6 protein-coding genes are annotated in these 6,351 nt (G+C 71.9%); 1 reads left to right on the forward strand and 5 read right to left on the reverse strand.

Annotation, left to right across the window (positions count from 1 at the left end; all coding sequences use genetic code 11):
* The first annotated feature begins 108 nt into the window (after positions 1–108).
* Positions 109–1,083: a COX15/CtaA family protein gene (locus D7V77_RS02780; protein ID WP_120574731.1), complete on the forward strand. Its 975-nt coding sequence runs from the start codon at positions 109–111 to the stop codon at positions 1,081–1,083.
* A gap of 3 nt (positions 1,084–1,086) precedes the next feature.
* On the opposite strand, the gene D7V77_RS02785 is transcribed toward D7V77_RS02780, so the two are convergent.
* The 5 genes from D7V77_RS02785 to D7V77_RS02805 all read right to left on the reverse strand — a co-directional run bounded on the left by D7V77_RS02785 (position 1,087) and on the right by D7V77_RS02805 (position 6,225).
* A complete protein-coding gene (locus D7V77_RS02785) occupies positions 1,087–2,574 on the reverse strand; it encodes a glycine betaine ABC transporter substrate-binding protein (protein WP_120574721.1) in 1,488 nt (495 codons plus the stop codon).
* Positions 2,574–3,323 carry an ATP-binding cassette domain-containing protein gene (locus tag D7V77_RS02790; RefSeq protein WP_120574732.1) on the reverse strand — a complete coding sequence of 250 codons (750 nt, stop codon included), beginning with the start codon at positions 3,321–3,323 and terminating at the stop codon, positions 2,574–2,576. Before D7V77_RS02790 ends, D7V77_RS02785 begins: the two co-directional genes overlap by 1 nt.
* 15 nt (positions 3,324–3,338) lie before the next feature.
* On the reverse strand, positions 3,339–4,238 hold the full coding sequence (locus tag D7V77_RS02795; RefSeq protein ID WP_199733723.1) for a hypothetical protein: 900 nt from the start codon (positions 4,236–4,238) through the stop codon (positions 3,339–3,341).
* Between the two features lie 150 nt (positions 4,239–4,388).
* Positions 4,389–5,072, reverse strand: a complete 684-nt coding sequence (locus tag D7V77_RS02800; RefSeq protein WP_120574722.1) for a DUF4142 domain-containing protein — start codon at positions 5,070–5,072, stop codon at positions 4,389–4,391.
* A gap of 130 nt (positions 5,073–5,202) precedes the next feature.
* Entirely contained in the window at positions 5,203–6,225 is a 1,023-nt protein-coding gene (locus tag D7V77_RS02805; RefSeq protein WP_120574723.1) for a hypothetical protein, read from the reverse strand.
* Positions 6,226–6,351: the final 126 nt, after the last annotated feature.

The following is a 6,351-nucleotide window of genomic DNA, read 5'->3' on the forward strand; positions in this document are numbered from 1 at the left end:
CGTGGGTGGCCCCATAAGCGCAGGTGTTGAGCCATTGGCGCGCGGCGGCCAGGCGGACACGGTCACGCGGTGGTCCCCTGCAAACGGATGCGGTACTGGGAGGACACGATGACCCTTCCCACCGCCGCGACCCGCCGCTTCCAGTGGTTCAGCATGGGCGTGCTCCTCTACAGCCTGGGCGTCATCCTCTGGGGCGCGTTCGTGCGCGCCACCGGTTCCGGCGCGGGCTGCGGCGACCACTGGCCCGTCTGCAACGGCGAGGTGCTGCCGCGCGCCCCCACCCTCCAGACCCTCATCGAGTACACCCACCGTGTCACCAGCGGCCTGGCCACGGTGCTCGCCGTCGTCCTCTACGTCTGGGGCCGCCGCGAGTTCCCCAAGGGCCACCCGGGCCGCCGCGCGGCGTTCTGGGCGCTGGTGTTCATGCTCACCGAAGGCCTGGTGGGCGCGGGCATCGTGTTGCTCAAGTACGTGGCGCAGGACGCGCGCCTGGGCCGCGCGGTGTGGATGGGCGTGCACCTGACCAACACCTTCCTCCTGGTGGGCGCGCAGACGCTGGTGGTGTGGGCCTCCAAGGGCCGTGCGCGCATGGTGCTCCAGGGCCAGGGCGTCGTGGGCGCGCTGCTGGGCGGGAGCATCGTCGGCATGCTGGTGCTGGGCGTCAGCGGCGCGGTGGCCGCGCTGGGCGACACGCTCTTCCCCGCCACCAGCCTCACGCACGGCTTCGAGCAGGACCTGTCGGAGACGGCGCACGTGCTCTTGCGCCTGCGCATGTTCCACCCGGCCATCGCGGTGGCCATGGGCGCGCTGCTGGTGTTCGGCGGCCGTCAGGTGGCGCGGCTGCGGCCCTCGCCGGACGTGCGGCGCGCGTCCACGTGGCTCACCGCCATGTACGTGGCGCAGCTGTGCGCGGGCATCATCAACCTGGTGCTGCTGGCGCCGGTGACGATGCAGCTGGTGCACCTGCTGCTCGCGGACTGCGTGTGGATGTGCGTGGTGCGGCTGTGCGCGGCGGGGCTCGCGGAGGACGCGCCGCGCCTGGAGCCCGCTCCCGAGCCCGCCTCCCGCGTGGAGCCGGTGTAGCGCTCAGCCGCGCAGGCCCCGGGGTACCAGCACCCGGGCCACCGCTTCGAAGAGGCCGCTGACCGCGAGCGCGAGCACCGCCGCAGGCACCGCGCCCTCCAGGATGAGCCCCACGTCGTCCAGGCGGATGCCGGTGAGGATGGGCTGGCCGTAGCCGCCCGCGCCCACCAGCGCGCCCAGCGTGGCGGTGCCCACGTTGATGACCGCCGCCGTCTGGATGCCCGCGAGGATGGACGCCGCCGCCATGGGCAGCTCGATGCGCCACAGCCTCGCGCCGGAGGGCAGGCCGAGCGCCTCCGCGGATTCGCGCACCTCCCACGGGATGCCCTGCAGCCCCGCCGCCGTGTTCCGCACGATGGGCAACAGGCTGTAGAGGAACAGCGCCGCGATGGCAGGCTTCGAGCCGATGCCCAGCAGCGGAATCATGAACACCAGCAGCGCCAGCGACGGCACCGTCTGGATGACGCTCGACAGGCCGAGCACGCCCTGCCCCAGGCGTGGACGGCGCGCGGCCACCACGCCCAGCGGGATGGCCAGCGCGATGGCCGCCATCAGCGACAGCCCCACGAGGAACAGGTGCTCGCGCGTGCGCTGCCAGATGCGCGCACCCCGCCCGTCCGTGTGCACCTCCGTCGTCAGGCCCAATGAAGCCTGGAGGAAGTCCGCCGCCACCTGGGCCTCCGGCACGTGCTCCAGCCGCGCGCGGGCGTTGAGCTGCACCATCTCCGCTTCCGTCAGCGAGCCCTCCAGCCGGCGCAGCGCCTGGACCACTTGAGGCGCTCGCGTCTCCAGGTCCGCGCGATAGAGGAGCACGGCGTCGTACGCGGGGAAGTGGTGCCGGTCGTCCTCCAGCACGCGCAGCCCGTAGGCGGCGATCTCCGCGTCCGTGGAGTACAGGTCCGTGAGCTGGATGGCGCCGCTCTCCATGCCCCGGTACGCCAGGTCGTGGTCCAGGCCGCGCACGTCGCGCTGGGGCAGGCCGTATGCGTCGCGCAGCGCGGGCCAGCCGTCGCCCCGCTGCATGAACTCGTTGCTGAAGCCCACGCGCAGCTCCGGGTGCGCCTTCAAGTCGGAGATGCGGCGGATGCCCAACCGCTCGGCCTCCGCCTCCTTCATGCCCAGCGCGTAGGTGTTGTTGAAGCCCAGCGACGCGCTCATCCGCAGGCCTTCGTCCGCGAGCGCCTTCCTCAGCGCATCGTCGTCCGGCAGCGCGCGCCCCACGAGCAACTCCTGCCTCAGCGTGCCGGTGTACTCGGGATAGACGTCCAGCTCGCCCCGGCGCAGCGCCTCCCACAACACCGTGGTGCCGCCCAGCTCGCGCCGGTGCGAGGCCCGCGCGCCCGCGTGCTCCGCCACCTGCGTCACCATGTCCCCGAGGATGACGGACTCGGTGAACTTCTTGGACCCCACGCGCACCTGGGGCCCGCCACCTTCAGTGCTCGTGCACGCGACGGTGAGCAACAGCAGCCACGCCAGCCACAGCGCGCGCATCATCCCGGCCTCCGCAGGGGCAGCGGGCGCTGCGCCTGGATGAAGCGCGTGACGAACGGATCCGTAGGACGCGCCTCCATCTCGTCCAGCGTGCCCTGCTGCACCACCTGGCCATCGCGCATCAGCACGATGCCGTCTCCCAGGAAGGCCGCTTCCGCCAGGTCGTGCGTGACGAGCACCACCGTCTTGCCCAGCCGCTCGAAGATGCCGCGCAGGTCCGTCTGGAGGTCATGGCGCACCAGCGGATCCAACGCGCCCAGGGGTTCATCCAGCAGCAGCACGTCCGGGTCCAGCATCAGCGCGCGCATCAATGCCACGCGCTGCCGCTGGCCTCCGGAGAGCTCTCCCGGGAAGCGCTCCAGCGCATCCTCCGGGAAGCGCGTCAGGTCCATCAATTGCGTCAGTCGCTCGCGGATCCGCGCCTCCGGCCAGCGCAGGTGCCGCGCCATCAACGTGACGTTCCGCGCGCCGGTGAGGTGCGGGAACAGGCCTCCGCCCTGGAGCGCGTAGCCCACGCGTTGGCGCACGGCGAGCAATGCGTCCGCGTCCTCCGGCAGGGGTTGTCCATCGAAGAGCACGCGGCCGGTCTCGGGCCGGAGCAGGCCGTTGAGCAGCCGCAGCAGCGTGGATTTCCCACAGCCGCTGGGGCCGATGAGCACCGTGGTGGCGCCCTTGGGCAGACTCAAGTCCAGCGGGTGCAGGGCCTGCGCGGCACCGAAGCGCTTGGACACTCCTTCCAGGAGGAACACGAACGCCACGTCCCTTCAGCGCGGAGCGAACACGCCGTTGCAGGTGGTCGGAAAAGGGAAGAGCGCACCCGCCGGGAGGCTGCACGCCGCGAACAGGCCCCAGCCCTTGTAATTCACGCCGCCGGTCCAGACCTGGACGTCACCGCCACCCTCCTGCGCGGGCGCGGTGAAGCGGACGCAGCGCGTGGCCTGGCCCTCCACGTAGCAGTCGAGCACCTCCACCGGGCCGGCCCCCGGGAGCGCGTCGCGCAATTCCTCCGCGCTCCGGTCGCGCCAGCGCTCCACCTGGCCCGCGCCCGGCGCCACCGGCCAGAAGATGCTCCAGGAGAAGGTGGACGCGTCACAGCGGATCCGCCCCGCGCGCGTCGTCGAGTCCGCGACCTCGCAGCCCTCCGGTACGAACAGCACCCGCCACGGAAACCGGGGTGGCATGACGAGCGCTGATGGCGACAGCGTGTCGCCCTCCGGATTGCCCCGCGTGGCCAGGTACGCGAACAATTCCAGACACCGGCCCAGCCCCGCGCGGACGTCGTCGCGCGCCACGCAGCCCAGTTGCCGCACGTGGCCCGCGGAGGGCGTCACCGCCGTGACGTAGCCGCCCACCGTGCAGGCGTTCTCCCCGGAGCACCGTTCGAAGCGCAGGGACGGGTGCGGCTGTCCACCGAGCGGCAGCTCGCCTCGGGCTTCCGTGAGGTTCGAGCCGAGCCGCGCCTGGACGCGGGCACGGCCGGCGTCCACGGCCTGCGCCTCGCTCCGCCCGGGCTGTTCGTGCAGCCACACGGAGAGCGAGCCGCAGCGGTACGTGCGCGACGTGGCGCTGTCCGGGATGGGGACACAGCCTTCGAAGAGGGGGCGCGCGTCTTCGACGAAGGGGCCCGCGGGCGTCACGCCCTCGGAGGGGACCGCGGGGGCCACTGGCGCGGACGCAAGGCACGCGCTCAGCAGTCCCCCGAGTGTCACTCCCATCGCCGCGAGTGCCGTGCGCATCCGCAGGGGATAGGCGCCGGACCCGGCCGAGTCAACCGGCCCGTCGGCCCGACGCCCACCGCGCTACACACGCGGGCCCTACTTCTTCATCTGCTTCTCGAGCTCCTTCGCCTTCGTCTCGTTGCGGGCGACGACGCTCTCGGTGTCGCTCAGGAGCGCCAGGAAGCTGGCGTCGTTCTTGTACTCCTTGCGGCCCTCCTTGAGGACGTCCATGCCCTTCTTCTGGTCCTCCGCGATGCGCGACAGGAAGGCCTTGTCGAACTCGGGGCCCTCCTTCGCCTGGAGCTTGGTGATCTCCTCGTTCGACTCGTCGATGGCCTTGCCCAGCTTCTCGCCGGTGCCCTTCATCTTCTCCTGGTAGCCCTGCTGGACGCCGGAGCCGCCCGTGCCCGTCTGGTCCTCGGAGGTGACGTTGCTGTCGCTGAGGGCACTGACCTGCATCTTCTTCTGCTCGGCCCAGGTGCGCAGCTGGCTCTGGCTGTTCTCGTGGTCCTCGCGCAGCTTGGTGGCGAACTCCTTCACCTGCGGATCCGTCGCCTGCTGCTCCGCGAGCCGCGCCAGTTTGATCTGGCGGTTGTTGAAGACGGCCAGCTTGCCCACGTACTGCACGCGCTTCGCGGCCGCCTCACCCACGGCCTTGCCCTGCTTCGTCTCGTGCTTTTGCTGCTTGGTCTCCTCGTCGTTGGCGTGGGCCGAGAAGCCCATCAGCCCCGTCACGACCGCCGCTGTCACCGCCCGCGCCTTCCAATTCGTCTTGCTCATGGGCCCTGCCTCCCCCGCCTTCGCGGATGAACGTTTGACGGGGGCAAGGTGTGGACGCGGAAGCCGGGTGCCAGGGCCGCCTGGCTGAACGCCCTCCCCCCGGGTACGAGACCCGAGGGATGAAACCGCCTCACTCCACGGGCAACAGGCCGCGCACCACCGCGCCGCGCCCCAGCGCCGTGGCCTGGGCCCAACCGCGCAGGAGCGCCAGCACCTCCGAGGAGAAGGTGGGCGTGTCGAGCAGCGTGACGGTGGTGGCCATCCCGCCCGTCTGGGCCTGCTCGAAGCGCGCGGTGAGCCAGCAGGCCCCGGCGCCCACGAGCTCGGGCACCGTGCGCGACACCTCCAGCTCCAGCAGCGAGGACGGGGACAGCCACCCTTCCGCCCAGCGCAACCGCCGCTCCAGCAGCGCGCTCAAGGACTCCCTCGCGGCCGTGGCCTGCGGCGGCAAGGGCTCACCGTCGCCGGAGGGCAGGTACACCTCGCGCAGGAAGGGCGGCTCGCGGGTCAGCGCGTGCGCCGTGGCGCGCAGCCACAGTCGGCAGTCGCGCAGCACGTCCGCCGTGGCCGCCTCGAACGAGGGCAGCGGGTGGCGTGTCGGTGAGCGGCGGCTGCCCTTGCGGTCCGCCTCCACCTCCACGAAGGGGGACACGCGCGCGCATCCCTCCACCGTGCCGTCCACATCCAGCCCCAGCCGCTCCAGCCGCGAGCCCCGGCCCAGGCCGCGCCACAGGTCCACGAAGGCCGCCGCCAGCGGCGCCGCGTTCGCGACCGAGTACGGCCGCCACTCCACGCGCTGACACACCACGCGCGCCGACGGCACCCGCGCCCCAGGAGGCCCCAGCCCCAGCGTCAGGTCCTCGCCGCCCACCGCCACGCGAGAGGCCAGCACGTGCCGCACGGGGCCTTCCAGCAGCCACACCTGCAGGGCGCCTCGCGGCACCGCGCCCTCCACGTAGCGCGCGCCCAGCAGCCACAGCTCGCCCTGGATGAGCACGTCCTCTCCCCGGGGCGCGTGCAGGTTCGGCCTCGAGTCCTGACAGCCCAGCACCCAGGCCCCACGGCCCTCCTGGACCCAGCGCACCCGAAGGCCCTCCGGCAACGCCTCCAACGCGCGCCGCGTGGCCTCCGCCTCGCTCATTCCCTCCGCCATTGGGCCCCTCTAACCAAACAGCGCTACGGTATTCTTACGTAATAGCTGTGATTCACCGCCCGTGTCAGCACGTTTTTCGTGGTTTCCCGAGTGGGTGGCAGGAAACCCGGTAGGTCTGGGTGGGGG

This window comes from Corallococcus sp. CA041A (assembly GCF_003612075.1).
Taxonomy (GTDB): Bacteria; Myxococcota; Myxococcia; order Myxococcales; family Myxococcaceae; genus Corallococcus; species Corallococcus exiguus.

Coding starts and splice junctions, on each gene's coding strand:
- D7V77_RS02785 (WP_120574721.1), bottom strand. CDS start 2,574: ATGCGCGCGCTGTGGCTGGCGTGGCTGCTGTTGCTCACCGTCGCGTGC.
- D7V77_RS02805 (WP_120574723.1), bottom strand. CDS start 6,225: ATGGCGGAGGGAATGAGCGAGGCGGAGGCCACGCGGCGCGCGTTGGAG.
- D7V77_RS02780 (WP_120574731.1), top strand. CDS start 109: ATGACCCTTCCCACCGCCGCGACCCGCCGCTTCCAGTGGTTCAGCATG.
- D7V77_RS02800 (WP_120574722.1), bottom strand. CDS start 5,072: ATGAGCAAGACGAATTGGAAGGCGCGGGCGGTGACAGCGGCGGTCGTG.